This window comes from Aliirhizobium sp. YIM B11859 (assembly GCF_057163345.1).
Window position 1 is genome coordinate 619,506 of the sequence record NZ_JBXHAY010000003.1, and the last position, 25,864, is coordinate 645,369.

Annotated in this window: 23 protein-coding genes and 1 tRNA gene; 8 read left to right on the forward strand and 16 right to left on the reverse strand. The window is 60.6% G+C overall.

Annotated features, from left to right (window positions below; genetic code table 11):
• Positions 1–2: 2 nt before the first annotated feature.
• Together AC2GXZ_RS15230 and AC2GXZ_RS15235 are read right to left on the reverse strand one after the other, a co-directional pair.
• Positions 3–770: a carboxymuconolactone decarboxylase family protein gene (locus AC2GXZ_RS15230; protein ID WP_483759999.1), complete on the reverse strand. Its 768-nt coding sequence runs from the start codon at positions 768–770 to the stop codon at positions 3–5.
• 71 nt (positions 771–841) lie between these two features.
• Positions 842–1,054: a hypothetical protein gene (locus tag AC2GXZ_RS15235; protein WP_483760000.1), complete on the reverse strand. Its 213-nt coding sequence runs from the start codon at positions 1,052–1,054 to the stop codon at positions 842–844.
• A 212-nt stretch (positions 1,055–1,266) separates the two neighbouring features.
• On the opposite strand from AC2GXZ_RS15235, the gene AC2GXZ_RS15240 reads away from it, so the two are divergent.
• On the forward strand, positions 1,267–2,160 hold the full coding sequence (locus tag AC2GXZ_RS15240; RefSeq protein WP_483760001.1) for a LysR family transcriptional regulator: 894 nt from the start codon (positions 1,267–1,269) through the stop codon (positions 2,158–2,160).
• Positions 2,161–2,163: 3 nt separating this feature from the next.
• Here AC2GXZ_RS15240 and AC2GXZ_RS15245 read toward each other — a convergent pair whose 3' ends face one another.
• Complete coding sequence (locus AC2GXZ_RS15245) at positions 2,164–3,348, reverse strand: MFS transporter (protein WP_483760002.1); 1,185 nt, start codon at positions 3,346–3,348, stop codon at positions 2,164–2,166.
• Between the two features lie 410 nt (positions 3,349–3,758).
• On the opposite strand from AC2GXZ_RS15245, the gene AC2GXZ_RS15250 reads away from it, so the two are divergent.
• Positions 3,759–4,841 carry an alpha/beta hydrolase gene (locus AC2GXZ_RS15250; protein ID WP_483760003.1) on the forward strand — a complete coding sequence of 361 codons (1,083 nt, stop codon included), beginning with the start codon at positions 3,759–3,761 and terminating at the stop codon, positions 4,839–4,841.
• A 315-nt stretch (positions 4,842–5,156) separates the two neighbouring features.
• Here AC2GXZ_RS15250 and AC2GXZ_RS15255 read toward each other — a convergent pair.
• The 9 genes from AC2GXZ_RS15255 to AC2GXZ_RS15295 all read right to left on the reverse strand — a co-directional run bounded on the left by AC2GXZ_RS15255 (position 5,157) and on the right by AC2GXZ_RS15295 (position 12,821).
• Positions 5,157–5,246, reverse strand: a tRNA-Ser gene (locus AC2GXZ_RS15255).
• A gap of 118 nt (positions 5,247–5,364) precedes the next feature.
• Positions 5,365–5,754, reverse strand: a complete 390-nt coding sequence (gene sufA, locus AC2GXZ_RS15260) for a Fe-S cluster assembly scaffold SufA (RefSeq protein WP_483760004.1) — start codon at positions 5,752–5,754, stop codon at positions 5,365–5,367.
• Between the two features lie 139 nt (positions 5,755–5,893).
• Positions 5,894–6,274, reverse strand: a complete 381-nt coding sequence (locus AC2GXZ_RS15265) for an SUF system Fe-S cluster assembly protein (protein ID WP_483760005.1) — start codon at positions 6,272–6,274, stop codon at positions 5,894–5,896.
• Between the two features lie 10 nt (positions 6,275–6,284).
• Complete coding sequence (locus tag AC2GXZ_RS15270; RefSeq protein WP_483760006.1) at positions 6,285–7,526, reverse strand: cysteine desulfurase; 1,242 nt, start codon at positions 7,524–7,526, stop codon at positions 6,285–6,287.
• 197 nt (positions 7,527–7,723) lie between these two features.
• The gene (gene sufD, locus AC2GXZ_RS15275; RefSeq protein ID WP_483760007.1) at positions 7,724–9,007 is read right to left on the reverse strand and encodes a Fe-S cluster assembly protein SufD; all 1,284 of its coding nucleotides are present in this window, start codon (positions 9,005–9,007) and stop codon (positions 7,724–7,726) included.
• An 18-nt stretch (positions 9,008–9,025) separates the two neighbouring features.
• Positions 9,026–9,781 carry a Fe-S cluster assembly ATPase SufC gene (sufC, locus tag AC2GXZ_RS15280; RefSeq protein ID WP_483760008.1) on the reverse strand — a complete coding sequence of 252 codons (756 nt, stop codon included), beginning with the start codon at positions 9,779–9,781 and terminating at the stop codon, positions 9,026–9,028.
• Positions 9,774–10,031: a hypothetical protein gene (locus AC2GXZ_RS15285; RefSeq protein ID WP_483760009.1), complete on the reverse strand. Its 258-nt coding sequence runs from the start codon at positions 10,029–10,031 to the stop codon at positions 9,774–9,776. Before AC2GXZ_RS15285 ends, sufC begins: the two co-directional genes overlap by 8 nt.
• A 3-nt stretch (positions 10,032–10,034) precedes the next feature.
• Entirely contained in the window at positions 10,035–11,504 is a 1,470-nt protein-coding gene (sufB, locus tag AC2GXZ_RS15290) for a Fe-S cluster assembly protein SufB (RefSeq protein WP_483760010.1), read from the reverse strand.
• 150 nt (positions 11,505–11,654) lie between these two features.
• Positions 11,655–12,821, reverse strand: coding sequence for a cysteine desulfurase family protein (locus tag AC2GXZ_RS15295; protein ID WP_483760011.1), 1,167 nt, complete (start codon positions 12,819–12,821; stop codon positions 11,655–11,657).
• A 240-nt stretch (positions 12,822–13,061) separates the two neighbouring features.
• Between AC2GXZ_RS15295 and AC2GXZ_RS15300 the strand changes: the two genes are divergently transcribed.
• The 4 genes from AC2GXZ_RS15300 to AC2GXZ_RS15315 all read left to right on the forward strand — a co-directional run bounded on the left by AC2GXZ_RS15300 (position 13,062) and on the right by AC2GXZ_RS15315 (position 17,443).
• Positions 13,062–13,739, forward strand: a complete 678-nt coding sequence (locus AC2GXZ_RS15300) for an alpha/beta hydrolase (RefSeq protein ID WP_483760012.1) — start codon at positions 13,062–13,064, stop codon at positions 13,737–13,739.
• A gap of 176 nt (positions 13,740–13,915) precedes the next feature.
• Positions 13,916–14,320, forward strand: a complete 405-nt coding sequence (locus AC2GXZ_RS15305; RefSeq protein ID WP_483760013.1) for a hypothetical protein — start codon at positions 13,916–13,918, stop codon at positions 14,318–14,320.
• A gap of 79 nt (positions 14,321–14,399) precedes the next feature.
• Positions 14,400–16,916 (forward strand): protein translocase subunit SecD, encoded by a 2,517-nt coding sequence (secD, locus tag AC2GXZ_RS15310; RefSeq protein ID WP_483760014.1) that lies wholly within the window; start codon positions 14,400–14,402, stop codon positions 16,914–16,916.
• Positions 16,917–17,005: 89 nt separating this feature from the next.
• Entirely contained in the window at positions 17,006–17,443 is a 438-nt protein-coding gene (locus tag AC2GXZ_RS15315) for a YqaA family protein (protein ID WP_483760015.1), read from the forward strand.
• Here AC2GXZ_RS15315 and AC2GXZ_RS15320 read toward each other — a convergent pair.
• Positions 17,424–18,104: a class I SAM-dependent methyltransferase gene (locus tag AC2GXZ_RS15320; RefSeq protein WP_483760016.1), complete on the reverse strand. Its 681-nt coding sequence runs from the start codon at positions 18,102–18,104 to the stop codon at positions 17,424–17,426. The two genes, AC2GXZ_RS15315 and AC2GXZ_RS15320, sit on opposite strands and share 20 nt — an antisense overlap.
• Before the next feature lie 184 nt (positions 18,105–18,288).
• Here AC2GXZ_RS15320 and AC2GXZ_RS15325 point away from each other — a divergent pair, with 184 nt between their 5' ends.
• Entirely contained in the window at positions 18,289–19,659 is a 1,371-nt protein-coding gene (locus AC2GXZ_RS15325) for an APC family permease (protein WP_483760017.1), read from the forward strand.
• 6 nt (positions 19,660–19,665) lie between these two features.
• Here AC2GXZ_RS15325 and AC2GXZ_RS15330 read toward each other — a convergent pair whose 3' ends face one another.
• Positions 19,666–20,346 (reverse strand): HAD-IA family hydrolase, encoded by a 681-nt coding sequence (locus AC2GXZ_RS15330; protein WP_483760269.1) that lies wholly within the window; start codon positions 20,344–20,346, stop codon positions 19,666–19,668.
• A 148-nt stretch (positions 20,347–20,494) separates the two neighbouring features.
• On the opposite strand from AC2GXZ_RS15330, the gene AC2GXZ_RS15335 reads away from it, so the two are divergent.
• On the forward strand, positions 20,495–21,265 hold the full coding sequence (locus AC2GXZ_RS15335; RefSeq protein ID WP_483760018.1) for an SDR family NAD(P)-dependent oxidoreductase: 771 nt from the start codon (positions 20,495–20,497) through the stop codon (positions 21,263–21,265).
• Positions 21,266–21,347: 82 nt separating this feature from the next.
• On the opposite strand, the gene AC2GXZ_RS15340 is transcribed toward AC2GXZ_RS15335, so the two are convergent.
• Together AC2GXZ_RS15340 and AC2GXZ_RS15345 are read right to left on the reverse strand one after the other, a co-directional pair.
• Complete coding sequence (locus AC2GXZ_RS15340; RefSeq protein ID WP_483760019.1) at positions 21,348–24,530, reverse strand: efflux RND transporter permease subunit; 3,183 nt, start codon at positions 24,528–24,530, stop codon at positions 21,348–21,350.
• A gap of 116 nt (positions 24,531–24,646) precedes the next feature.
• Entirely contained in the window at positions 24,647–25,831 is a 1,185-nt protein-coding gene (locus AC2GXZ_RS15345) for an efflux RND transporter periplasmic adaptor subunit (protein WP_483760020.1), read from the reverse strand.
• Positions 25,832–25,864 lie beyond the last annotated feature (33 nt).

The following is a 25,864-nucleotide window of genomic DNA, read 5'->3' on the forward strand; positions in this document are numbered from 1 at the left end:
GATCAGCCCTCATTGCGCGCCTCGAATACCGCGCGCGCGACGGGCATTGCGGAAAAAACATTCGGCCAGCCGGCATAATAAGCCAGATGGTTCAGCATCCCGGCGGCCTGCTCCTGGGTGAGCCCGTTATCCATCGCCCGGTTAAGATGATAGGTTATCTGCTGATGCATGCCGCCGGCGATCAGGGCAGCAACGGTCACCAAGCTGCGGTCTCGCGGCTGGAGGCTCGGTCGCAGCCAGAGATCGTTGAAAAGAACGTCACGCGTATCGGCGACGACACTAGGCGCCACCGTTGCAAAATTGGCCTGAACGCCGGCTTCACGGGTCGCCTCAGCCTCTTCATCGAGCGGCAGGCGCCCTACATCTACACCCGGAAGATCGCTTGCGGAAATATTCCGTGCGGCGAAGATCGGTGCCGCAGCCGCCACGGCGGCGCTGGCATTGCCCCATCCCGAATAAAAGGCAAGGTGCGTGATCGTCTCGGAAATCTCTGCCGGCGTTACCCCGTTTTCCAGCGCCCGCGTGATCTGGTAGGGCATTTCCTCCGCCTGCGTGCGGGCAATAAGCGCCGCAAGCGTCACAAGGCTGCGGTCGCGAGGTGAAAGTTCGGCGCGCTGCCAGACATCGCCGTTGACAAGGCTTTTGGCATAGGCGTCGAGCGCCGGCGCCACGGCCCGGCGTGCCTCACTCAGAGGATCCGCGTCCTGAGCAAAAGCACCGAATGGGGCTGCAAGTGTGATGAGGATGGCGGATGCATGGATCGTTTTCATGGATGTCTCCCGGCGATGATAGGGTCTGAGCGGATGCGGACCCGCCATGTCGATGACAGGTCCGACTTGCCTTATTCCGTCACGACCACGGTTTCCGACGCACCGCGCTCTGCGCTTGCGACGGTCGTGGTTTCAGACACGCGTTCCAGCCTTGCTTCAGTCGTAGAGGCAGCAGGTAGCTGCTCCGCCGCCGAGGCGTTTATCTGGCTGCCGCATGCCAAGGCCGAGGCAGAACCTGCGGCCACAAGCGAGAGGGCAATGAGAGTTGTCTTCACAATCGTCATATCAGTCTCCTCTTGGTTGAATCGACCGAAGTCGACCAGCTCAATCTAGGTGGAGATGACCGGATGATTATGGGTGGATATCCGCTAGGAGTTATGAGCGACACTCATTGTTCAAGTTAAAGCCACCTTACGATCACGCCTTGGTGATGGGTAATTCATGATCAGAACTCATTAAAGCGCGACGGCGCTCAAGCGCTAGGATATTCTCGGCCATGCTTCGACAAAACATGAACGACCTGATTGCATTCGCCATTGTGGCCAGGGAACGCAGCTTCACGCGCGCAGCGGGACAACTTGGCGTTTCGCAATCCGCATTGAGCCACACCATCAAGGATCTCGAGGCGCGTCTGGGTCTTAGGCTTCTCACGCGGACCACACGCAGCGTCTCGCCGACGTCAGCGGGAGAACGTCTTCTCGAAACACTGGCGCCACGCCTTGCCGAGATCGAGGCCGAACTGGTCGCGCTGAGCGAGATGCGTGACACACCCGCCGGGACGATCCGGCTGACCGTGCCGGATTTTGCCGTCGAGACGCTTTTGTGGCCGCGCCTTCTGCCGCTGATCCGCAGTTATCCGGACATCAAGCTGGAGCTGGTCGTCGACTATGCCCTGACCGACATCGCCGCTGAACAGTTCGATGGCGGCGTGCGTTATGGCGGCACGGTGTCGGAAGGCATGATCGCGATGCGGATCGGCCCCGATGTGCGCCTGCTCTGCGTCGGGACGCCTGGGTATTTCGCCGCTTATGGCCGTCCGCGTGTGCCGCAAGATCTGATGACTCACAATTGCATCAACGTAAGGCTTCCCTCTCATGGTGGTCTTTGGGCATGGGAATTTGAACAGAATGGGCGGGAACTACGAATCCGTACGCCGGGTCAGCTCATTTTCAATTCCTTCGCGCCGATGCTGACGGCGGTCCTCGACGGGGTCGGGACCGCGCTGATGCCGGATTTCCTGATCGACGACCATCTCGCGTCGGGACGACTTGAAGCCGTGCTCGAGGATTGGTCGCAGCCCTTCAAGGGGCTGCACCTCTTCTATCCGAGCCGACGCCATGCATCGCCGGCCTTCACGCTGGTGCTGGATGCCCTGCGTTATCGGGAATAAGGCTCAGCGCGATGCGCGCAAAGCCTTGCCGGACCCGACAAGCAATGCAGCAAGCGTAAGCAGGAAACTGCTCCCGACGAAGGTTGCGGAGATTCCGACTTGGTCGAGCAGGGTCCCCCCGATTGCAGCGCCCATGAGGATCGCGAACTGGATGGCCGCGACCATCAATCCGCCAGCAGCTTCCGCTTGATCGCCAACCTCTTGGGTGACCCAGGCCATCCAGCTGATCGGCAGCGCGGTATTGATGATGCCCCACAGAGCCAGAAGCAACGCAACAGCAGCAACGACGTGACCAAAGCCCAGCAGCGCCAACGTCACGGCCGCCATTGCAAGCGGCAGGACCCGAAGAAGTGCCATGACGTGGCTTTGCGATAAACGCCCGCCGCCCCAGGTTCCGATGAAGCCGGCGCAACCCAGTGCCAGCAGCAGGAGGGAGAGCGTCTGCGCGTCGACGCCGGTCACGGTTTCCAGAAATGGACGAAGGTAGGTAAACATCGAGAAGGCACCGCTAAATGACGCCAGAACGGCGAGTAGCGCCTTGGTGAAATGGGGCATGCCGGCGACGGCAACAAGCTTGCGGAACGAAAGTCCCTCGCGCGCCGGCAGTGACGGCAGCGCAAATGCCTGCCAGATCAGGTTCACGAGCACGATCGGAACGAGAAGCCAGAATACGCCGCGCCAGCCAATGATCTCGCCCAGATAGCTGCCGATCGGGGCTGCGAAGGCGACCGCGCTCGCCTGCCCTGCAAACATCATCGCGAGCGCCTTCGGTACCTCGTTTGCCGGCACCAGCCGCATGATGACGGCCGTCGAGAGCGACCAGAAGCCACCGATGGCGATGCCGAGACAGGCGCGTGCCATCATCAGAACCGGAAAGTTCGGTGCTGCGGCAATCAGGATCAGTGAGGCCAGCATCAGCCCCGTCATCGCCAGCAGGACACGTTTGCGGTCGATCCGGCCGGCGAGTGTGGTGATGAGAAGGCTGGCGGCGACAGCAAAAATCCCGCTGATGCCAATCGCCTGCCCAGCCTGGCCTTCCGTTGCATCGAGACCATGGGCGATTGGCGTCAAAAGGCTGACAGGCATGAATTCCGCAGCAATCAGCATCGCAACGCATAGTGACATGGAAAGAACGGCGGAACGCGCCGAGGGCGCGGCCGCGAGGTCGGCTGTTGGATCGGGTGTCATCGTAAAAGTCCTTGGCTGGGCTGGGTCGCAACAGCATTGCGACAGACATTGCGCCCGTCGCGAGATGTTGAGATCGGATGCAGGGGTGCATTTCCCGGGACGAAGCTACGGCTGCGGCCCACCGGTTTCCGATATGGTCGTCGCCTATTTACCGCGACCTGCCAGGCCTGATTAGTCATCGACAATCGAAATCTGTCATGAGCAGAGATTATCAATCAAGGAGGCCGGGTATCGGCGGAGATCTGCGCTCCAACCTCCCAATGCACACGACCAAGTCGTTGGCGCTCAAAGGCGCCGGAATTGGACACGAGATTGATGAGCCGCAATCATGACAGCTTGCAAACGCAAACGGATAATCCGGCGATCTGCAACGTCGTATCGTTTTGACGATAAAGAACGGAGAGAGCCTGATGACAACGGATATCCACACCAAACTGCACGAAAGCGACATCGACAACGGTCGCCGCAATCTGCTCAAGCTGACGGGGGCTGGCGCGGTCGCGGTCGGCGCACTTTCATTGGGAACGACATCGGCAAAAGCCCAATATGCCGGCACCTGGGACAAAACATTCCCGCAGAAACCAGCGGTCCTTCAACGCAAGGTTACCTATACCAACCGGTTAGGCATCAACCTCGTTGCTGACCTTTATATGCCCCGCGAGATCGACAGATCACGCCGTTACGCCGCATTGGTCATCGGTCACCCTTATGGTGGCGTGAAGGAGCAGAGTTCTGGTCTTTACGCGCAGGCGCTCGCCGAGCGTGGTTTTATTACGCTTGCTCACGATGCCTCCTATAATGGCGAAAGCGGTGGACAGCCGCATTTCATCTCGTCACCCGAAGCTCTGGTCGAGGATTTCAGCGCCGGCGTCGATTTCCTCGGCATGCATGATTCTGTCGATCGCAATCGTATCGGCATCATCGGCATATGCGGAAGTGGCGGCTTTGCGCTGGCTGCGGCACAGATCGATCCGCGCATGAAGGCCGTCGCCACCGTCAGCATGTACGACATGGGCGGCGCCAAATGGGCTTGGGGCGGCACACCGCTCGATGCGGAAAGCCGCATCAAGGCGCTGACTGCGATGACCCAACAACGCTGGGCGGAGCTTGCCGGCGGCGAAGTCCGCTATGCAGGACTGCCGGAAACACTGACACCTGAAACCGATGCGATCACCCGAGAGTTCTTCGATTATTATCGCACGCCGCGCGGCCGGCATCCCCGCGCAACCACCGCCATCACCGTGTCGAGCGATCCCGCCTATTTCCACTTCCGGCCATTCGAACAGATGGATGCGATCTCGCCGCGCCCGGTTCTGCTGGTCGCCGGCGAAAGTGCCCATTCGCTGTTCTTCAGTCAACAGGCCTATGAACGGGCCGCAGAACCGCGGGAACTGTTCCGCGTTGCCGGAGCGGGGCATGTCGATCTCTACGACAACATGGATCTTATTCCGTTCGACAAACTCCAGTCGTTCTTTGAAGCCAATCTGGCCTAGTCGCGTCGAGGCTGCTCCCGAACCGCCGAGCGGCCTCACCTTTCTCTTTCGCCATCGGCTTATGGAGGCTCATAAAAAGGCGAACCTGTCATGACCTCCCTCTGCCAGGCGTGAAATTTCATCCACGCTGGTTTCAAACGTCAAGAAATCAGTCGGGGCCGGAAACACGTTGGCGATGAATGCCAACGCCGCGATGACCGATAGGAGCGCGACAAGGAACGGCTTCTGCCCCGCGCCGGCCGAAGCCGAATATAAAGCGTCGCAGAGGACTGCCTTGGAAATGACAGAAGCCAAATTTTAATGAAAAAGATGCCATGGCGGATGGGGTGGGATTCGAACCCACGGTACGGTTCCCCGCACGACGGTTTTCAAGACCGTTGCCTTAAACCACTCGGCCACCCATCCGGACAGGTCGGCTTTATAGGCCAATCGCCCTGCCGTCAACGCCGCGCTTTGTCAGCTTGGCGTCAATGCCTGCCAGACCTAGATGAGCAGCCCTGGCAGGAAGTTCAGGCGGGAAATATCAGGCGTGCGCTTCCGCTTCGCGCTGTTTGGCGAGCGCTGCCAGATCGGCAGGCTTGAGTTCGACCGATTCGCCGCAACCGCAGGCGGATGTCTGGTTCGGGTTCACGAAGACGAAACCGGAGCGCATCTTGGTCGTTTCGAAATCCATCTGCGTGCCGAGGAGATAGAGCACGGCCGAGGGTTCGATCCACACCTTCGCGCCCTGATACTCGATCACGTCGTCCTTGGCATTGGCTTCGGTAACGAGGTCGATCGTATATTCCATGCCGGCGCAGCCGCCCTTCTTGATCCCGACGCGAATGCCCTTTGCATCGGCACCGGAACCCGAAACGATCTGCTTGACGCGGTTCGCTGCCGCATCGGTCATGGTCATCACTGCAAAGCCCATCGGCTCATTCCTCTTCCACAACCGGGTTCAAGGCCCGGTGTTTCTGGATTCTATTACCACATGCCAGTCTAGTGCCGGCAGCTTAACCGATCAATACCGGCAGATGCCGCACGGCTGTCCAGCGTTCGCCGGACTTGGGTCAATACCAGCCGACGGCCACCTGCGCTTCTTCCGACATGCGCTCCGGTGTCCACGGCGGATCGAAGGTCATTTCGACTTCGACACCCGACACACCCTCGACCGAACCGACGGCATTTTCGACCCAGCCCGGCATTTCGCCGGCGACCGGGCAGCCGGGTGCCGTCAATGTCATGGCGATCTTCACCATCTTGTCGTCTTCGATATCGATCTTGTAGATCAGCCCGAGTTCGAAGATATCGGCCGGGATTTCCGGGTCATAAACGGTCTTCAGCGCGGCGATGATATCATCCGACAACCGCTCCAGCTCGTCCGCGGGGATGGCAGACACGACGATCCCCTCGCGGGCATCCCATTTGGGTATTTCTTGATCCATGGCCATCAACCAGTCCTCAGGCAAAGAAATTACGCGCATAATCGAGCGCATCGGCAAGCGCATCGACTTCGGCGCGGGTATTGTACATGCCGAACGATGCCCGGCATGTGGAGGTGACGCCGAAGCGTTTCAAGAGCGGCATGGCGCAATGGGTACCGGCCCTGACAGCCACGCCGCGGCGATCGATCACCATCGATACGTCATGCGCATGGATACCGGCAAGCTCGAACGAAAAAATGCCGCCCTTGCCCGGCGCATTGCCGATGATCCTGAGCGAATTGATCGCAGACAGCCGCTCTGTTGCATAGGCGGTGAGATCGGCCTCATGCGCCGCAATCGCCGCGCGTCCGACCTTGTCCATGTAGTCGAGCGCATAGCCCAACCCGATCGCCTGCACGATCGGCGGTGTGCCGGCCTCGAACCGGTGCGGCGGGTCATTGTAGGTAACGACATCTTCGGACACCTCGACGATCATCTCGCCGCCGCCCTGAAACGGTCGCATCTCTTTCAGCCGATCCATCTTGCCGTAGAGCACGCCAATGCCGGAAGGCCCGTAGAGCTTGTGGCCGGTCATCACGAACCAGTCGCAATCGATATCGCGAACATCGATCGGCATATGCACGGCGCTCTGGCTGCCGTCGACCAGCACCGGAATGCCGCGTTCATGGGCGATGCGGCAGATTTCCTTGACCGGCACCACGGTGCCGAGCGCATTCGACATATGGGTGACGGCGACCATCTTGGTCTTGTCCGTCAGCGCGCGCTCGAAATCCTCGATATGGAAGGCGCCGTCGTCATCGACAGGCACCCAGTTGATCCTGGCGCCCTGGCGTTCGCGGATGAAATGCCATGGCACGATATTGGAATGGTGTTCCATGATCGTGATGACGATCTCGTCGCCCTCACCGATATGCGGCATGCCGTAGCCATAAGCGACCGTGTTGATCGCGGCCGTCGAATTGCTGGTGAAGACGATCTCGTCGACAGATCCGGCATTGAGGAACCGCCGCACCTTTTCACGCGCTGCTTCATAGGCATCGGTCGCCGCATTCGAAAGGAAGTGCAGGCCGCGATGCACATTGGCATATTCGTTCGAATAGGCATGGCTGATCGCATCGATCACCACCTGCGGTTTCTGCGCTGAGGCGCCATTGTCCAGATAGACCAGCGGCTTGTTGCCATGCACCATGGTCGACAGGATTGGAAAGTCCCGCCTTATGGCGTCAACGTCATAGGCGGCTGGTATAATCTGGTCCATTGCAGACCCTTTCGATTGTTGCTTGCGGACATATGTCCTCACCTGAGCCCCTCGAGGTAGCGCGAGCCACCGTAACCACAGCGTCATCCTCGGGCTTGTGCCGAGGATCTACACACGTTGCAGCCCGCTTGACCGTCGCGGATGCTCGGGACAAGCCCGAGCATGACGGAGGAAAAGGTATCCCTCCGCCCCTCACCTCAGGCGTGCTTCTCGAGCCAGTCGGCAATCACCTTTTCCAGCGGCTCGACCAGCTTGTCGTCTTCCAGTTCCTCGACGATCTCGGCGACGAAGGCATTGACCAGCATGGCACGCGCCTTGTTTTCCGGAACGCCGCGGGCCATCAGGTAGAACAGGTGGTTGCGGTCGATATCGGCAACCGTCGCACCATGGCCGCAGATCACGTCGTCGGCGAAGATTTCGAGCTCGGGCTTGACCGAGAAATCCCCGTCATCGGACATCAGCAGCGTGTTGCAGGCCATCTTGGCATCGGTCTTCTGGGCATCGGGAGCAACCCGGATCATGCCCTGGAAAACGCCGCTTGCCTTGTCGAACACAACATTGCGGAAGGTTTCCGTCGAGTTGGTGTGCGGCACGTTATGGCCGAGTACCAAAGTCACGTCCGTATGCGTATCGCCGCCGAGCAGGTTGACGCCGCGCAGCGTCAGCTCCGCGCCTTCGCCTGCAACTTCGATGCGAAGCTCCTGGCGCACCAGCTTGCCACCGGCATTGATCACATAAAGACGAAGCTTGGCGTCGGTGCCGAGCCTTGCGCGGATCTGCGCCAGATGCGTATCGGCCGGACCCTGTTTCTGCAGGATGATCCAGGTGATCTCCGCACCATCTTCCAGAGTGATGTCACTGATTGAGGACACCAGCGCCGCATCCTCGCTCACCGCCTGGTGACGCTCGACGATGATGGCCTTGGAGCCTGCACCAAAGGACACCGGGAAACGGGTATGGATCTGGCCGGCGCCGTGCAGCGCCTGCAATTCGATGACGTCGTCGATTTCGGCATTGGCCGGGATGGCCAGCGCCAGACCGTCACGCACGAAGCTGCCGTTCAGGCGGCCGATCGCATCATCCTTGTCCACTGCGGTAAGGCCTGTTACGGCCGAACCATCGGCCAGCTGGTCGCGAAACGCCGTGACCGTCACGCCGTCTATCGAGCCATCGGCATCCGCCACGCCCTGCAGGATCGAAAGCACCGCTGATCCCTTCACCAGCGGATCGATTGCATCGACGGCCGCGCCGGCAGCACGGTCAGGCACCGCACGAAGCAGGTTCTTGAGGTCCGTATAGTGCCAGGATTCGATCCTGCGGGTCGGAAGGCCGGCCTTTTTCAGATCGTCGAGCAGCCGGTCGCGTGTGCCGGTGACGGCGCCGTTGCCGGGCAGTTCGCCGATCTGCGCCGCGAAAGCTTCGACAATAGCCGTCTCAGCGGCCGTAAGCCGGCTTGCGAGCTGGTTTGTTTGTACGTTCATACCAAAATCCCTCCCGGCTCAGGCCGCGGTACCGATCACGTCGGCATAACCGTTGGCTTCCAGCTCCAGGGCCAGTTCCTTGTCGCCGGTGCGGATGATCTGGCCCTTGTAGAGAACATGGACCGTATCCGGCACGATGTAGTCGAGCAGGCGCTGGTAGTGGGTGATGACGATGACGGCGCGGTCCGGCGAACGCAGCGCGTTGACGCCGTCGGCGACGATCTTCAACGCGTCGATATCGAGGCCCGAATCCGTCTCGTCGAGAATGCACAGCGTCGGCTCGAGCAGCGCCATCTGCAGGATTTCCGCGCGCTTCTTCTCACCGCCGGAAAAACCGACATTCAGCGGACGGCGCAGCATGGCCGGGTCGATCTTCAGCTGCTCGGCGGCTTCCTTGACCTTGCGCATGAAATCAGGGGTCGTCAGTTCCGCTTCGCCGCGTGCCTTGCGCTGCTCGTTCATCGCCACCTTGAGAAACTGCATCGTGGCGACGCCGGGAATTTCGACCGGATACTGGAAGGCGAGGAAGATACCCTTGGAGGCGCGCTCGGCCGGGTCGAGTTCGAGAATGCTCTCGCCGTTATAGGTGATGTCACCCTCGGTGACTTCATAGTCTTCGCGGCCCGAAAGGATGTAGGAAAGCGTCGACTTGCCCGAGCCGTTCGGGCCCATGATGGCGGCGATCTCGCCCGGCTTCACCGTCAGGTTCAGGCCACGGATGATCTCGGTGCCGTCTTCGGCGATGCGGGCGTGCAGGTTCTTGATCTCAAGCATCTTTTTCATCTCTTGATTTGTTTTTTCTTCCGTAAAGGAAGCGATCCATCATTTTTTCGCCGACAAGCTCGGGCGCAGCCCAGATGATTGTGACGACAACGACAAGTGAAACAGCTCCAATGGATTTGGCCAAAGCCCAATCCGCTATCAGACCTGCCAGTCCGACGAACAGTCCGATGCCGCAGATGAAGATGGTCAAAGCCATGACCTTCATACCCACAGTCATATCGGACCGGTCATCCTTATTCATTTGTTACCCCACACTGCCCTCAAGCGAGATGCCGATAAGCTTCTGGGCTTCCACGGCAAATTCCATCGGCAGCTGCTGGATGACGTCCTTGACGAAGCCGTTGACGATCAGCGCGATCGCCTCTTCTTCCGGGATGCCGCGCTGCATGGCATAGAACTTCTGGTCGTCCGAAATCTTCGAGGTGGTCGCCTCGTGTTCGATCTGGGCCGAGGAATTCTTCACCTCGATATAAGGCACGGTATGCGCACCGCACTTGTCGCCGATCAGCAGCGAATCGCAGTTGGTGAAGTTGCGGGCATTTTCCGCCCGGCGATTGATCGCCACCTGGCCGCGATAGGTATTCTGCGACACGCCGGCGGAAATGCCCTTGGAGATGATGCGGCTCGACGTGTTCTTGCCGAGATGGATCATCTTCGTGCCCGAGTCGATCTGCTGGTGGCCGTTCGACACGGCGATCGAATAGAACTCGCCGCGGCTGTCGTCGCCGCGCAGAATGCAGGACGGGTATTTCCAGGTGATCGCCGAACCGGTCTCGACCTGGGTCCAGGAAATCTTGGAACGATCGCCACGGCAGTCGCCGCGCTTGGTGACGAAATTGTAGATGCCACCCTTGCCCTGGGAATCGCCCGGGTACCAGTTCTGCACCGTCGAATATTTGATCTCGGCATCATCCAGAGCAACGAGTTCCACAACGGCCGCATGAAGCTGGTTTTCGTCCCGCTGCGGTGCTGTGCAGCCTTCGAGATAGGACACATAGGCGCCCTCTTCTGCAATGATCAGCGTCCGTTCGAACTGGCCGGTATTCTTCTCGTTGATGCGGAAGTATGTGGACAGTTCCATCGGGCAGCGAACGCCCTTCGGCACGAAGACGAACGAACCATCGGTGAAGACGGCGGCGTTCAATGTCGCATAATAATTATCCGTCGTCGGCACGACCGAACCGAGATATTGCTTGATGAGTTCCGGATGCTCGCGAATGGCTTCCGAGATCGACATGAAGATCACGCCGGCCTTCTGCAGCTCTTTCTTGAAGGTGGTGACGACCGAAACCGAATCGAACACGGCGTCCACAGCAACGCGCGGCTTGTCGACGCCGGCAAGGATTTCCTGTTCGCGCAGCGGAATGCCGAGCTTCTCATAGACCTTCAAAAGCTCCGGATCGACTTCATCCAGCGACTTCGGGCCGGTCACGTTTTTCGGTGCGGCATAATAGTAGATGTCGTTGAAGTCGATCTTCGGATAGTCCACACGTGCCCAGGTCGGCTCTTCCATCGTCAGCCAGCGCTTGTAGGCATCCAGACGCCATTCCAGCATCCAGTCCGGCTCCTGCTTCTTGGCCGAGATAAAACGGACGATCTCTTCCGAAAGCCCCTTCGGAGCTTTGTCCACTTCGATAATGGTCTCGAAGCCGTATTTGTACTGGTCGATATCGATCCCACGGACCTGATCGATTGTTTCCTGGACAGCAGGCATCTTCAGTCTCCAAACTTTGCCGGTTCAAATTCCGGCAATTCCGTCATTCTTGCGGGGAAAAGCAATGCCTCCCCCATGTAGGCGCCACAAGGCGATTTTCCCACCTTTTGGCAAGCGGAAATTCGCATTCCGCCAATTCTGACAGCCGCCTTAAGCGGCCTGTTCCGGCGCCTTTCGGCGTCCGGCGATTTTCCGGAAGGCGAGGATAGCCTTCTCGATATCGGCTTCGGTCGTTCCAGGCCCCAGCGAAATGCGCAGGCCTCCGACATCCGCATCCTGTCCCATGGCCGTCAGGACATGGCTCTGCCCGACCTTGCCGGAGGAGCAGGCAGAACCTGCCGATAGCGAAACACCTTCAAGATCGAAGGCGATCTGCCCCGTCTCGGCCTTGAGCCCGGGAAGCGTGAAAAAACTGGTATTGGCAACGCGCTGCCCAACCTCGCCATAGATGACGACATCGGGGGCCGCCTGCCTCATGCCAAGCTCAAACGTGTCGCGCAATGCCCCGATCCGGTCGTTGCGAGCCGCTAAATCCTTAGACATCACTTCAGCCGCCGCGCCGAAACCTATGATCGCGTGAAAATTCTCTGTCCCCGACCGGTGACCCTTCTCCTGCCCCCCACCGCGGATCAGCGGCTTAGGCATCAGCACCTCGCCGCGGGAAACCAGCGCGCCGACGCCTTTCGGACCACCGATCTTGTGCGATGAGACGAATATGAAATCGGCATCCAGAGCGTTGATATCGAGTGAGATACGCCCGGCCGCCTGCACCGCATCGATAACCATCAGGCCGCGATATTTATGTGCAAGTGCGGCTGCTTCCGCGACCGGCTGGATGATGCCGGTCTCGTTATTCACCAGCATAACAGCGACCATCGGCAGACCGGATGCGCTATCATGGGCATCGAGCACCGTTTCAAGAGCCTCAAGATCGAGAATGCCGGCCGGTGTCACCGGGACTTCCGTCACCTGATCGACCGCAAACCTGCCGCCTTCGCGCACCGCCGGGTGCTCTATCGCAGAAACGTAGAGATGAGATACGGCAACCGGCGACCGACCCATGCGGTAATCCGGCGTCAGCACGTGATTGGCAGCTTCGGTCGCGCCGCTGGTGAAGGTCACATGCGCCGGCTCGGCCCCGACCAGAGCCGCCACCTGTCGCCGCGCCTTTTCAACGGCAGACCGCGCCGCCCTGCCTTCGGAATGAACAGAGGACGCGTTGCCGGGCAGCGAAAGCGCGTCGAGCATGGAAAGACGCGCCGCTTCCGAGAGCGGTGCCGTCGCATTCCAGTCGAGATATGTCCGCTTCAACGCCATTCTTCGTCCGCGCCCGCCTTGTTAAAATAACATTGACTTCCACTCTCGCAGTGAAAATCCTCATTTTAGTTGAAATCTCAATTGCGCTTGCCTTATGAGACTTCGCAACGGGCATTGCTGTCGCAGGCCCAAGTTTCGAATGGTTCTAAACTGAGTTCTAGAAAAGCTGAGCGCCTTCGTCAAGTCAAACTCGACCGAATGCTTTAAGTTTGGAACCAAACAGGATTGACCGGAGTACCCATGCCCGAAGTGATTTTCAACGGCCCTGCTGGCCGCCTGGAAGGACGCTACCAGCCGTCCAAGGAAAAGAGTGCGCCGATCGCAATCATCCTGCATCCGCACCCGCAGTTCGGCGGCACGATGAACAACCAGATCGTCTACCAGCTGTTCTACATGTTCCAGAAGCGCGGGTTCACGACCCTGCGCTTCAACTTCCGCAGCATTGGCCGCAGCCAGGGCGAATTCGATCATGGCGCCGGCGAATTGTCGGATGCGGCTTCCGCACTCGACTGGGTGCAGAGCCTGCATCCCGATTCCAAGAGCTGTTGGGTCGCAGGTTATTCCTTCGGCGCCTGGATCGGCATGCAGCTTTTGATGCGCCGGCCGGAGATCGAGGGCTTCATGTCGATCGCGCCGCAGCCGAACACCTATGATTTCTCCTTCCTCGCCCCCTGCCCGTCGTCCGGCCTGATCATCAACGGCGACAATGACAAGGTGGCACCGGAAAAGGATATCAACGGACTGGTCGAGAAGCTGAAGACCCAGAAGGGCATCCTGATCACCCATCGCACGCTGGAAGGCGCCAACCACTTCTTCAACGGACAGGTGGACACGCTGATGGGCGAATGCGAGGATTATCTCGATCGTCGCCTGAACGGCGAACTGGTGCCTGAACCGGCTGCCAAGCGTATCCGCTGATGTTGCCGGGCCTCTTCGGAGGCCCGTCTTGTTATCCGGCATTTTGCTGATCGGCTCTTTGTGTTGGCCAGCCCATCTTGTTGACCGGCCCATTTTGTTGACCGGAAAGGCGCAGTCCATTAGAACGCGCCTCATTCGGAGAAATTCCGAATCCCTAATATCCGGAGCAGGTGCGGATGGCGGTATTTCCGCTGCGAAATCGGAACAAGGCCAAGCGTGCGCAGATTGATCTTGCGCGCCTCCCCGTGCTTGCTGCCGCATTTCTCATCGCCCTTTTCGGCCTTCTGGCAGGCACTCCGCGCAATGGTGACATCGCCGCATCGGCAAGGCCGATGGATGATCGTTCCGACCGCGCCCCCGCCCTGACAAAACGCGAGCCTTTGCGCGCCGTCACTGTGTCCGATCGCAAGGATGGCGCAAACAGCCATGTTTCCGGCATCGACGGCCTTCCGGCTCCGGCATTCTTCATTCTGCCGGCGCATCTCTACTCGGAGCTAAAGGCACCCATAGGGCAGGCTTCGCTGCTTGACCCGGTCCGCTGGCCGGGCGCCCTGCCCCGTGCGCCGCCCGTTGCAGCCTGATCACGGCACCTGCCGCACAGCATGAAATTTGACGGCCCGTCGACACCTATAGTGGTCGAGGCCAAACAGGATCTAGACAATGAGAAATTCACCGTGGTTGGTGGGCAGCTATGCTCTCATCATCATCATCGGCATTCTGATCGCGTTGCCGAACGCCATTCCGCAATCGGCACTCGACCGCATGCCTGCCTGGCTTCCCCATAGCCGCGTGGCCCTCGGCCTCGACCTTCGCGGCGGCTCGCATCTCGTGCTTGAAGTCGACCGCGCCGACCTGATCAACGAACGTGTTCAGGCGCTCACCCAGGATGCCCGCCGCGTGCTGCGCGACAAGACCATCAACACCTCGGCCATTCGCCGCGCCGGTGATGCGGTTCTTATCACGTTGCGCGATCCGGCCCAGCGTGACCAGGCCGTCACCGAACTGCAGACGCTTGCCAACCCCGTGGGTGGCGTCAATGCCGTCGGCGCCACCGATATCGCCATCACGACCCCGAACGAGAACACCATCTCGATCGCCCAGACGGATGCGGGCATCAACGCCCATATCACCGGCGCCATCGAGCAGAGCCTCGAGATCATCCGCCAGCGCGTCGACCAGGTCGGCGTCGCCGAACCGACGATCCAGCGCGTCGGTGCCGATCGCGTCCTCGTCCAGCTTCCGGGCGAACAGGATCCGTCGCGCCTTCGCCAGCTTCTCGGCTCGACAGCCAAGATGAGCTTCCATCTTCTCGGCAATCAGGGTGAGCCGGGCGTTACAATGATCCCCGACGAGCGTGGCCAGCAGTATCCGGTGCTTGACCGCGTCGAACTCTCCGGCGACCGCCTGACCGATGCCCGCGCAGCCTTCGAGCAGCAGACCCAGCGACCGATCGTCACCTTCCGTTTCGACAGCGCCGGTGCCACCCGCTTTGCCCAGATAACCCAGCAGAATGTCGGCAAGCCGTTTGCCATCGTTCTCGATAACAAGGTGCTGAGCGCCCCGGTCATCCAGACGCCGATCACCGGCGGCTCGGGCCAGATTTCGGGCTCCTTCACGCCGCAGGAAACCACGACGCTTGCAGCCCTGCTGCGTGCCGGCTCGCTGCCGGCCAAGCTCACCGTGATCGAAGAACGCACCGTCGGTGCCGATCTTGGTGCGGACGCGATCCAGATGGGCATCTATACCGGCCTTATCGGTCTCGTCCTGGTCATTGCCTTCATCTTCCTTCTCTACGGCACATGGGGCATTCTCGCCAACGTAGCGCTGGTGATCCACACCATCCTGACCCTTTCAGCACTGACGCTGGTCGGCGCGACACTGACGCTTCCCGGCATTGCCGGTATTGTCCTCGGCATCGGTCTTGCCGTTGATGCCAACGTTCTGATCAACGAACGTATCCGTGAAGAATCGCGCAAGGGCAAAAGCGCCTTTGCCGCCATCGATACGGGCTTCAATCGCGCCTATTCCACCATTATCGACGGCAACATGACCGCGCTCATCGCAGCCGCCGTTCTCTTCTACTTCGGTTCCGGCCCGGTTCGCGGCTTTGCCGTCACCATGGCGCTCGGCCTGATCATCTCGATGTTCACCTCGGTTGCCTTCGTGCGCGTCGCAATGGTCTCGCTCGCCCGCCGTCGCAAGTTGAAGACCGTCGTCATCAAGCCACTGATTCCCTTCAACCCCTACGACAAGCACATCCACTTCATGAAGGCCCGCTTCTTCGGCATCGGCGTTTCCGCCATCCTGTCGCTGGCGTCGGTCGTGCTGTTCTTCCATCCGGGCCTCAATTACGGCGTCGATTTCCGCGGCGGCATCCAGATGTCCGTCAAGACGGAAGGCACGGCTGACCTGGCCAAATTCCGCGAAGGTCTCAACACGCTCGGCCTTGGCGAAATCACGCTGCAGTCATTCGGCGATGCCAACAGCCTTCTGGTGCGCGCACAGCGCCAGGAAGGCGGCGAAGAAGCCCAGACGGCTGCCGTGACCAAGCTGAAGGACGAAGTCGCCAAGATTGATCCGAGCGCGATCGTCCAGGGTACCGATGTCATCGGCCCCAAGGTCTCCGGAGAACTTGCCGTCGCCGGCTTCCTCTCCGTCTTCATCGCCAGCGTGGCGATGCTGATCTATATCTGGGTCCGGTTCGAATGGCCGTTTGCGGTCGGTGCCATCATCACCCTGGTGCTGGATACGACCAAGGTGATCGGCTTCTTCGCCATCACCGGCCTCGACTTCAACCTGACGGCAATCGCCGCGGTCCTGACACTGGTCGGCTATTCGGTAAACGACAAGGTCGTCGTGTATGACCGCATGCGCGAAAACATGCGGCTCTACAAGTCGATGCCGCTGCGCGAGCTGATCGACAAGTCGATCAACGAAACGCTCGCACGAAGCCTCTACACCAATGCGACAGCCTTCCTTGCCCTGGTACCCATGGCAATCTGGGGCGGCAGCGCGGTCTCCAGCTTCGCGATCCCGATGGTTTTCGGCATACTTGTCGCCGGCGCATCGTCGATCTTCATCGCGGCTCCGATCCTGCTCTTCCTCGGCGACTGGCGTACCCGTTACCGTAAGTCGCATCCGACAGCCGAGGAACCGAAGGGCACCAGCAAGGCCTGAGGATCGGGTTTCGAAGAAAATCGGAAAAGGGCGGATCAACATCCGCCCTTTTTTAGTGAGCGACGTTTAATCGGAGGGTGCTTGAGGCGATGTTCGATCTTGCCGCCTATGCGGGACTGTTTTCGGCAGCATTCATTGCCGCCACGATCCTTCCCATGCAGTCGGAAGCGATCCTCGTCGGATTGATCCTGACGGGAGATTATTCGCTGACTGCCTTGCTGCTCACGGCTTCAGTCGGAAATACGCTGGGGGCCGCCGCCAACTGGCTACTTGGTCTCGGTGTCGAACGGTTCCGGGAACGGCGTTGGTTCCCGGTCAAACCGGCACAACTCGACAGAGCCCAGCGCTGGTATCGGCGTTACGGAAAATGGTCGTTATTGTTCAGCTGGCTGCCGATAGGCGGGGACGCGCTGACAGTTGCGGCCGGCATCCTGCGCGAACCGCTGCCGACATTCCTCGCACTGGTCTTCATCGGCAAGGCGGCGCGTTATTGTGTGCTGGCCTGGATCACTCTGCGCCTGAGCTGAAATCGAACGGCCGGCGTCGCGAAATCCGGTAGACTGCAGCCGGGGGAATATTGCGTACGGTTCCGCCGACGCGCACCGCCTTCAGCCCGAGCCTATCGAGGATCCGCCGCGGCACCGGGCAGCGTGGCCCATAGGTGAACTGGTAAAGCGAGGCACCCGGGCGCAGATAGGTGAACACGCCGGCAAGGATCGCCGTCTGCTTGCGCGGTGACATGGAGAGAAGAGGAAGTCCACTGACCGCGGCACCCACCACCGGTTCGTCGAAAATATGCGCCTTGCGCAATCGCGAGGCATCCATCTGCAGAACGCGGGCCTGGGGAAAACGGCGTTGCAGGCGCGGCAGGAATTCGTCGCCATATTCGATCAGCGTCAGATTGTCCTCGATCACCCCGCGCGCCAGAAGCGCCCGCGTGAACACGCCCGTGCCCGGTCCAAGTTCCACGACATGGCCGGCATCTGCATCGATTTCCCGTGTCATCAATCGGGCAAGTGTTTCTCCCGATGCAGCGACCGCACCGACACGCAGAGGATTGCTCACCCAGGACCGAAGGAAGTGCCAGAATTCCGAAAGCGGCGCGTCTGAAAATGCCGTGTCGGCGGTGATGACCTCTGAGGTCTCAGCCAGTGCCGCTCTTTCGCAATGGGAGGGAAACCAGCGCATCGAGAACATCTCCGTCGTAAGGCCGCAATCGACAAGGTGGTGAGTCCGTGCCGCCAGCGCAATGTCAGACCCGAATTATTGCAAAATGATGGCCGGCTATGCTTAACCGGCGCGGGAAACGGAACAATGCGGCCTTTGTCGCCATTAACGCCTTCAATATCGATAGATATGGAGGAGGCAGTCGATGGAAAGCAAGGTAGAGCCGGCCGGCGCGGACAAACAACAGGACGGAGAATTGAAGCGGGTGATGGGCCCTGGCCTGTTGCTGCTCTTCATCGTCGGCGACATTCTTGGAACCGGCATCTATGCGTTGACGGGGCAAGTTGCGGCTGAAGTCGGCGGTGTCGTCTGGCTTCCCTTCCTGATCGCCTTCATCGTCGCATTGCTCACCGCCTGCAGTTATCTCGAACTGGTGACCAAATACCCACAGGCGGCAGGCGCTGCCCTTTATACCCACAAGGCCTTCGGCATCCACTTCATCACCTTCCTCGTCGCCTTCGCGGTCATGTCGTCTGGTATCACCTCGGCATCGACCGCCTCGCGTGCCTTTGCCGCCAATTTCACCACTTCGCTCGGGCTCGATCTGGGCGGCTGGGGCGTGACACTCATTGCCGTCGGATTCATCGGGCTGGTGGCTGCCGTCAATTTTCGCGGCGTCGGCGAAAGCGTAAAACTGAATGTGCTGCTCACGATGGTCGAACTGACCGGCCTGCTGATCATCATCGGCATCGGCATGTGGGCCATCGTCGGCGGCCAGGGTGACGTCTCGCGCGCCTGGACCTTCGCGACACCGGAGGGATCCGGTACATTCTGGCCGGTCGTTGCCGCGACCACGCTCGCCTTTTTCGCCATGGTCGGCTTCGAGGACTCGGTCAACATGGCGGAAGAATGCAAGCAGCCGAGCCGCATCTTCCCGAAGGTCCTGCTCGGTGGCCTCGCGATCACCGGTGTCATCTACATTCTCGTGGCAATCTCGGCCATTACCCTCGTGCCTGCCAGCGAACTGGGCGAAGGTGAAACACCCCTGCTCAAGGTCATCCAGACCGGCGCCCCGGGATTCCCGATCGGCATTTTCGCAGTCATCACCATGTTTGCCGTCGCAAACTCGGCGCTGATCAACATGATGATGGCAAGCCGCCTGATCTACGGCATGAGCCGGCAGGGCGTATTGCCCGACGTGCTGGGCAAGGTGCATGCCGGACGTCGCACGCCTTATGTGGCGATCGTCTTCACGTCGCTGCTTGCCGTCGCGCTGATCGTTTTTGCCGGTGGCGTCAAAGCGCTGGGAGGCACGACCGCTCTTCTGCTGCTCTGCGTTTTTGCCATCGTCAACGTCGCTGTCCTGGTGTTGCGCAAGGACAAGGTCGACCACAAGCATTTTCGCACGCCGACCATCCTGCCGGTGCTCGGCGCCATCACCTGCGCCTTCCTGGCGGGACCGTGGACCGGCCGTGATCCGATACAATATATCATCGCCGGCGCGCTGATCGTGCTCGGAACGGTGCTTTGGTTCGCAACGGTCCAGTTCATGCGCACGTCGCGCCAGACGGCCTGATCCGGATTATCTGGGACGAATGGATAACCGGCCGTCGCCTGCCACATGCGCAGCGACGGCCCCATAATCGCGCATCCGGTATTGTCCGCCTTCGATCGCATGGCTGTGGGTGGTGGTGATAACCATCACCTCGGCCCCGGCCGCCTCCCCCGCCTTGATGCCTGCCAGCACGTCCTCGAAGACAAGAACATCGTCCGGGCTGACCCCGAGGCGCTCCGCACCCATTATGTAGCCCTGCGGATTGGGCTTGCCGACCGTCACGTCTTCGGCCGAAACAAGATATTTGGGGATCGGAATGCCGGCAGCGGAAAGCCTCGCCTTGGCAAGCTCCAATGGCGACGACGTAACGATCGCCCAGCGTTCGGACGGCAGCGACGCCAGAAATTCGGCAGCTCCCTCGAGTGCCACGACACCCTCGACATCATCGATTTCGCCCTGCAGGACCTTGGCCGCCTCGACCTTCGGGTCGACACCGGGAAGGTTGAGATCGGTAATCGTGTCGATGCCGCGCCGGCCATGCATGATCGGCAGGAATTTTTCGACGTCGAGCCCCATTCCCTTCGCCCAGCGTCCCCAGACCCGCTCCGCCGAAGCCGTCGAACTGAGGATCGTTCCGTCCATGTCGAACAGGAAGGCGGCATAGTCGCGCGTCGGCAGGATGGCGGTCTCGGAAGTGGTGGAAGGCATGGAAGACAAGGGGAATTCCTCTCGGAAGCGAGTGGCGGTCGGTGGGAACCCATGAGTAACCCGCAAGCACAACCGGCGCAAACCTCAGGGTGCATTTTTCACAAAGAAGCATAAGTTTGCCGCGGGATGAAAACAGCAGGAGGAATATTTGACACACCCATCCGTAAGACATCCGGATCTTGAAGGGCGCGGCGTGCTGGTCACCGGCGGCGGATCCGGCATAGGTGCCGCCCTCGTCGAAGGCTTTGCGCGACAGGGCGCTCGAGTCGCCTTTATCGATATAGCCGAAGAACCGAGCCGGGAATTGATCGCGGACCTCGCCGGACAGACGGCCTATGAGCCGTATTTCGTCCGTGCTGATCTGACCGACGTTTCGTCGACACAAGCGGCGGTCCGCGATGCCGCAGCCCGCCTCGGCACGCTGTCGGTGCTGGTCAACAATGCCGGCTGGGACGATCGGCATGACCTGGAGGACGTGACGGAGGCCTATTGGGACAGGAGCCAGGCGATCAATCTCAAGCAGATGTTCTTCACCGCCCAGGCCGCCATTCCCTTTATCAGGGATGCAGGCGGCGGGGCGATCATCAATTTCTCCTCGATCTCGTACCTGCTCAACATGGGCGGCATGCCGGCCTATACGACGGCCAAGGCCGGCATCATCGGCCTGACCAAAAGCCTGGCCGGAAAACTTGGCCGCGACGGCATCAGGGCGAATGCCATCCTGCCCGGCATGATCGTCACCGAGCGGCAGAAGCGCCTCTGGCTGAGCGATGACAGCATCACTGCAATGATCGACCGCCAGTGCCTCAAGCGCAGCCTTGACGCCATCGATCTCATCGGCCCCTGCCTTTTCCTCGCCTCCGACGCCTCCGCGGCCATCACCGCCCAGACGCTGGTCGTTGACGGCGGGGCGCTCTGAACATGAAAAAGCCGCGCGGGCGTCGCGAGCCCGCGCGGCTTATGGGCCGGCCGCACTTTGCGTTTACGGCCGGCCCATGCGCTTACTCTGCTGGAGATAGAGTGGGCGCAATCTCGGTCCCGTGTTGGCGCAGCGGGCGGTTGCCCGTCAAAAGCCTTGCCAGCACATAGAAGACGGGTGTCATGAAGATGCCGAAGAAGGTCACCCCGATCATTCCGGAGAACACCGCGACACCCATGGCGGCGCGCATCTCGGCACCGGCTCCGGTCGAAACGACCAGCGGCACGACACCCATGATGAATGCCATCGACGTCATCAGGATAGGCCGCAGACGCAGTCGGCTCGCCTCGATCGCCGCCTGCAGAGGCTTGCGCCCTGCCATCTCGAGTTCGCGGGCGAACTCGACGATCAGGATCGCGTTCTTCGCCGACAGTCCGACAAGCACCACCAACCCGATCTGGGTGAAGATGTTGTTGTCGCCTCCCGTCAGCCAGACGCCTACCAGAGCAGCAAGCACGCCCATCGGCACGATCATCACGATCGCGATCGGCAGGGTCAGGCTTTCATACTGGGCAGCCAGCACGAGGTAGACGAGCAGCAGCGCCAGCGGGAAGACGATGAAGCTCGAATTGCCGGCAAGGATCTGCTGGTAGGTCAGGTCCGTCCATTCGAAGTCGATCCCCTGCGGCAGCGTTTCGGCGAGGATCTTGGTGATCGCAGCCTCCGCCTGTCCGGACGAATAGCCCGGTGCAGGCGCGCCGTTGATCTCGGCGGCCAGGAAGCCGTTGTAACGGGTCGTCCGTTCCGGACCGGCCGAGGCATCGACCTTCAACAGTGCCGACAGCGGGATCATCTCGCCCGACTGCGACCGGACCTTCAGCTGGCCGATATCCTCGGCCTTGGCGCGATATTGCGCATCCGCCTGGACCCGGACGCTGTAAGTGCGGCCGAAGGCGTTGAAGTCGTTCACATAAAGCGAACCGAGATAGATCTGCAGCGTTTCGAACACGTCGGTCACGGAAACGCCGAGCTGTTCGGCACGCGCGCGGTCGAGATCCGCATAAAGCTGCGGCACGTTGATCTGGAAGCTCGAGAAGATCCCCGTCAGCTCCGTTGCCTGCGCAGCCTTGGCCAGAACCTCCTTGGTCGCCTTGTCGAGTGCCTCGTAGCCGTAGCCCGCCTTGTCCTCGATCTGCAGCTTGAAGCCGCCCGTCGTGCCGAGGCCGTTGACCGGCGGCGGCGGGAACATGGCGATGAACGCTTCCTGGATGCCGGCATATTTCTGGTTCAGTGCCATGGCGATGGCACCACCGGAAAGCTCCGGTGTCGTGCGCTTGTCGAAATCATCGAGCACGGCGAACACGATCCCCGAATTCGAACCGATAGTGAAGCCGTTGATCGACAGGCCCGGGAAAGCGATCGCGTGCTCGACGCCTGGCTGTTCCATGGCGATCTCGCTCATGCGCTTGATCACGTCTTCCGTACGGTCGAGGGTCGCACCATCGGGCAGCTGGGCAAAGCCGATCAGGTACTGCTTGTCCTGCGCCGGCACGAAACCGCCCGGCACGACCGTGAACATGCCGTAGGTCGCACCGACCAGCGCGAGATAGAGCACCATGACGAAGCTCTTGCGCGACAGCAGTCCGCCGACGGTACGGCCATAACCATTGGCCGCCGAACCGAAGGCGCGATTGAAGCCACGGAAGAACCAGCCGAACACCTTGTCCATGCCTCGCGTCAGCCAGTCCTTCGGCGCATGATGGTCCTTCAGGAGAAGGGCCGCCAAGGCCGGCGACAGCGTCAGCGAGTTGATCGCCGAAATGACCGTCGAGATGGCGATCGTCAGCGCGAACTGCCGGTAGAACTGCCCGGACAGGCCGGTGATGAAGGCAAGTGGCACGAAGACCGCCACGAGCACGAGCGCAATCGCGATGATCGGACCCGACACTTCGCTCATCGCCTTGTAAGTCGCCTCGCGGGGACTTAGGCCATTTTCGATGTTTCTTTCGACATTCTCCACCACCACGATCGCGTCGTCGACGACGATGCCGATTGCAAGCACGAGGCCGAACAGCGTCAGCGCGTTGATCGAGAACCCGAAGGCATACATGACCGCAAACGTACCGATCACCGAGACAGGCACGGCGATCAGCGGAATGATCGAGGCGCGCCATGTCTGCAGGAACACGATAACGACGAGAACCACCAGTGCGATCGCTTCGAGAAGAGTGTCGAGGACCTTTTCGATCGACGAGCGCACAAACTTCGTCGTGTCATAGACGATCTCGTATTTGACGCCTTCCGGCATCGCCTTCTGCAGCTCGTCCATCGTCGAGCGAACCTCGTCGGCAATCTCGATCGCATTCGAACCGGGAGCCTGTAGAACCGGAATGGCCACGGCTGGCTCGCCGTCGAGCAGCGAGCGCAACGCATAGTCGGCCGCGCCGAGTTCAACGCGGGCGACATCGCGCAGGCGGGTGATCTCGCCGTTAGTGCCGGTCTTGACGATGATGTTGCCGAACTGCTCCGGTGTCGTCAGACGACCTTGCGCGTTGACGTTGAGCTGCAGGTCTACGCCCGGAACCGACGGCGATGCACCGATGATGCCAGCCGCCGCCTGGACGTTCTGGCCACGGATCGCGTCGGTGATGTCGCTTGCGGCAAGCGACAAGGCAGCCGCCTTCTGCGGATCGATCCACACACGCATCGAATAGTCGCCGGCACCGAAGATCTGCACCTGGCCGACGCCTTCGATCCGGGCGAGCCGATCCTTGACATTCAGGGTCGCGTAATTGCGCAGGTATGTCAGATCATAACGGTCGGTGCTGGATACCAGATTGACCACCATGATGAAGTCCGGCGAACTTTTGACCGTGGTGACGCCGAGTGCACGCACTTCCGTCGGCAGCCGCGGTTCGGCCTGGCTGACGCGGTTCTGCACCAGCTGCTGCGCCTTGTCGGGATCGGTGCCGAGCTTGAAGGTGACGGTCAGCGTCATCACGCCGTCAGAGGTCGCCTGGCTGGACATGTAGAGCATGTCCTCGACGCCGTTGATCTGTTCTTCAAGCGGCGTGGCCACCGTTTCGGCGATCACCTTGGGATTGGCCCCCGGATAGGTCGCCTTGACGACCACCGAAGGCGGCACGACGTTCGGATATTCCGAGATCGGCAGCGACCGCAGTCCCAGCAGGCCGGACACCACGATGAGAACGGACAGGACCGCCGCAAACACCGGCCGGTCGATAAAAAAGCGAGATATGTTCATCTCTTGAGCCCTCTCCTGAGCGACTTTTTAGGCGAACAGGGCCCTTGCGCCCGCAGTGTCTCACCACGGGCGACCAAAGGGTCCATTTCGTTGAAAGGCCGGTTCCGGCCTGTTGGTTACTTTGCTGCGACCTTTGCCTCGTCCTGCGGATCGACAGTGGCGCCGGGGCGCACGCGCTGCAATCCGTTGACGATCACACGATCACCGGCGTTGAGGCCCTTTTCGACGATCCTCATGCCATCGATGACGTCACCGAGCTGGACCGGACGGTAGGCAACAGTGTTCTTGCCATCCACCACCAGCACGAATTTCTTGTCCTGATCGTTGCCGAGGGCCCGTTCGCTGACAAGGACACGTTCCATCGGTTCAGGTTCGCCCATGCGCACGCGCACGAACTGGCCGGGGATCAGCCTGCCGCCCGGATTTCCGAACACCGCCCTCACCCGGATCGTGCCTGTACCGGCATTGACCTGGTTGTCGATCAGCTGCAGATGCCCCTTGATAGGATCGGCTCCCGGCGCAAGCGTGGCAATCTCTACCGGCACGTGGTCGATGGCAGGCTGGCCATCGACGAGTGGCAGTTCGGCGAGCGTGCGCGTTACCAGCTCTTCGCCGGCATCGAAGCTCGCATAGATCGGATCGGCCGAAACCAGCGTCGTCAGTGGCGTCGAGGAAGAACCGCCGGCCACGAGATTGCCGATGGTCACCTCGATTTTGCCGACACGACCTGCAATCGGTGCGCGGATTTCGGTATAACCGAGGTTCAGGTCCGCCACCTTAAGACTGGCCTGCGCCGATTGCAGGGTTGCAACGGCCTCGCGCTGGGTGCTTTCGCGCTGCGCCAGGTCGCTCTGCGAAATCGTGTTGCGGGCGAGAAGCGTCTTGCCGCGCTCAAGCTCGGTATTGGCATAATCGAGCTTCGCCTGGGCCGAGGCGACCTGCCCCTGCGCTTCGGCAAGCGCTGCCTTGAAAGGCTCCGGATCAATCGTCACCAGAAGATCGCCCGCCTTGACCAGTCCTCCCTCGCGGAAATGCACCGACTGAACGGCGCCCGCCACGCGAGGCCGAACATCGACGCGATCGACAGCTTCGAGGCGGCCGGAGAAATCCTGCCAGGTGCCGATCCGGCGCGGCTCGATTGTCGCTACCGTCACCGGTATGGCAACCGGAGCAGCGGCAGCCGCCGGAGAGGCCGCATTGGCGCCCTGTGGCATATCGAGATAGAAGGCTGCGCCTGCGATGAGCACAGAAGTGGTTAGGCCGGCGCCCAAAAGGGCCCAGCGGGTTGTCTTCATTGTCATTGTGAACTCCTTCAGCCTTGGGTGGGGCTGTTA

Coding starts and splice junctions, on each gene's coding strand:
- AC2GXZ_RS15250 (WP_483760003.1), top strand. CDS start 3,759: ATGACAACGGATATCCACACCAAACTGCACGAAAGCGACATCGACAAC.
- AC2GXZ_RS15300 (WP_483760012.1), top strand. CDS start 13,062: ATGCCCGAAGTGATTTTCAACGGCCCTGCTGGCCGCCTGGAAGGACGC.
- secD (WP_483760014.1), top strand. CDS start 14,400: ATGAGAAATTCACCGTGGTTGGTGGGCAGCTATGCTCTCATCATCATC.
- AC2GXZ_RS15295 (WP_483760011.1), bottom strand. CDS start 12,821: ATGGCGTTGAAGCGGACATATCTCGACTGGAATGCGACGGCACCGCTC.
- sufB (WP_483760010.1), bottom strand. CDS start 11,504: ATGCCTGCTGTCCAGGAAACAATCGATCAGGTCCGTGGGATCGATATC.
- AC2GXZ_RS15230 (WP_483759999.1), bottom strand. CDS start 770: ATGAAAACGATCCATGCATCCGCCATCCTCATCACACTTGCAGCCCCA.
- AC2GXZ_RS15235 (WP_483760000.1), bottom strand. CDS start 1,054: ATGACGATTGTGAAGACAACTCTCATTGCCCTCTCGCTTGTGGCCGCA.
- AC2GXZ_RS15305 (WP_483760013.1), top strand. CDS start 13,916: ATGGCGGTATTTCCGCTGCGAAATCGGAACAAGGCCAAGCGTGCGCAG.
- AC2GXZ_RS15240 (WP_483760001.1), top strand. CDS start 1,267: ATGCTTCGACAAAACATGAACGACCTGATTGCATTCGCCATTGTGGCC.
- AC2GXZ_RS15330 (WP_483760269.1), bottom strand. CDS start 20,346: ATGCCTTCCACCACTTCCGAGACCGCCATCCTGCCGACGCGCGACTAT.
- AC2GXZ_RS15315 (WP_483760015.1), top strand. CDS start 17,006: ATGTTCGATCTTGCCGCCTATGCGGGACTGTTTTCGGCAGCATTCATT.
- AC2GXZ_RS15325 (WP_483760017.1), top strand. CDS start 18,289: ATGGAAAGCAAGGTAGAGCCGGCCGGCGCGGACAAACAACAGGACGGA.
- AC2GXZ_RS15340 (WP_483760019.1), bottom strand. CDS start 24,530: ATGAACATATCTCGCTTTTTTATCGACCGGCCGGTGTTTGCGGCGGTC.
- sufD (WP_483760007.1), bottom strand. CDS start 9,007: ATGAACGTACAAACAAACCAGCTCGCAAGCCGGCTTACGGCCGCTGAG.
- AC2GXZ_RS15270 (WP_483760006.1), bottom strand. CDS start 7,526: ATGGACCAGATTATACCAGCCGCCTATGACGTTGACGCCATAAGGCGG.
- AC2GXZ_RS15320 (WP_483760016.1), bottom strand. CDS start 18,104: ATGCGCTGGTTTCCCTCCCATTGCGAAAGAGCGGCACTGGCTGAGACC.
- AC2GXZ_RS15285 (WP_483760009.1), bottom strand. CDS start 10,031: ATGAATAAGGATGACCGGTCCGATATGACTGTGGGTATGAAGGTCATG.
- sufA (WP_483760004.1), bottom strand. CDS start 5,754: ATGGGCTTTGCAGTGATGACCATGACCGATGCGGCAGCGAACCGCGTC.
- sufC (WP_483760008.1), bottom strand. CDS start 9,781: ATGCTTGAGATCAAGAACCTGCACGCCCGCATCGCCGAAGACGGCACC.
- AC2GXZ_RS15345 (WP_483760020.1), bottom strand. CDS start 25,831: ATGACAATGAAGACAACCCGCTGGGCCCTTTTGGGCGCCGGCCTAACC.
- AC2GXZ_RS15245 (WP_483760002.1), bottom strand. CDS start 3,348: ATGACACCCGATCCAACAGCCGACCTCGCGGCCGCGCCCTCGGCGCGT.
- AC2GXZ_RS15265 (WP_483760005.1), bottom strand. CDS start 6,274: ATGGCCATGGATCAAGAAATACCCAAATGGGATGCCCGCGAGGGGATC.